At 75.1% G+C, this 1,254-nt stretch carries 1 protein-coding gene; it reads right to left on the bottom strand.

Annotated elements, in window-relative coordinates:
- Positions 1–9 precede the first annotated feature (9 nt).
- The coding region (locus SACPADRAFT_RS26075; protein WP_007027662.1) for an alkaline phosphatase family protein at positions 10–1,254 on the bottom strand (1,245 nt) is incomplete at its 5' end.

Here is a 1,254-nt window from a genome sequence, read left to right as displayed (position 1 = left end):
GGGCGGGGGTCAGGCCGGGGACGGCGCGTCCTCGCGCGCCCCCGCGGTCCCGAGGCGGTCCGGGTCGAAGGCCTCGGCGCGCACGGTGCCGTCGTAGCCGCCGTCCGGTGCGGGCAGTCCGAACAGCGCGCCCACGGTCGGGGCCACGTCCACCGTCGTGGCCGGTGACGACGAGGTGTGCCCGGCGCGCACCGCCGGGTGACCACCGGCGACGAAGAACGGGATCGGCTCGGTGACCGGGTGTCCGTGGTTGCCCGGGATCGGGTTCGACCAGAGTTCGGGTTCGGTGAACCGCCACCCCGAGCGGCAGTACACGACCAGATCGCCCGCCCCCGGCCCGAGCCGCAGCTCCGCCGGGGTGTGCGCGGACAGCACCCCGTCGGTGTCCAGTGCCCGCCGCCGGATCCGCTCCACGGCCGCGGCGCGTTCGTGCTCGCCGCCCGTGAACCACACCAGATCCGCCCCGCCGTTCTGCGCCACGACCACCCGTCCGGCCAGCAGCGGGTCCGCCTCCAGGCACGGCGTCAGCGACACCACCCGGTGCGGCAGGGACCAGTCCATCGAGTGGTCGGCCAGCACCACGAGCACGCTGGACTCCCACCGCCCGGTGCGGCGCAGGTACGCCTCGAACCGGGCCACCTGCGCATCGGTCGAGCCCAGCGCGGCGGCGCGGGCGGCGCGCAGGGTCGTGCCGGTGAGGTCGGTGTGCCCGACCCGGTCGACATCGCCCAGGTTGACGAACACCAGGTCGGGATCGGTCTCGTCGACCATCGCGAGCAGGGCGGTGGTGCTGGACAGGTCGGGGGCGTGCCCGCTGATCGGCACGATCGGCCACGGCTCCCACCGCGTGCCCGCCCGCTCGCCGAAGATGCCGTACAGGTACTCCTTGCTGAGCACGCTGCCGGTGTGCAGCCCCTTCTCCCGCCGCAGCCGCTCCAGCAGCGTCGGGGCACGCAGGTCGTCCGGCCGGTCGAGGGTCCGCACCGCGCCCTGTTCCGGGTCGTACACCGAGTTCGCGGGCACTCCGGTGCGGTCCGGGCGCATCCCGCTCATCATCATCGTGTGGTTGGGCAGGGTCTCCATCACCGGCAGGCTGCGCGCGGCGGGGAAGTCGGTCCCGTCGGCCCGGAGCCGGTGCAGCGTCGGGGTGGACAGTGCCGTGATCTCGTCCGGGCGCAGACCGTCGACGACGAGCACGTACACCCGCGGCCCGGCACGCCCCGCGCGCGCCTCGGGCGTGCCCGTGGCCGCGGC

The sequence above is a fragment of the Saccharomonospora iraqiensis subsp. paurometabolica YIM 90007 genome (genome assembly GCF_000231035.2).
Taxonomy (GTDB): Bacteria; Actinomycetota; Actinomycetes; order Mycobacteriales; family Pseudonocardiaceae; genus Saccharomonospora; species Saccharomonospora paurometabolica.
The sequence above is the reverse complement of the archived record's forward strand: the minus strand, read 5'-3'. Positions and strand labels throughout refer to the sequence as shown.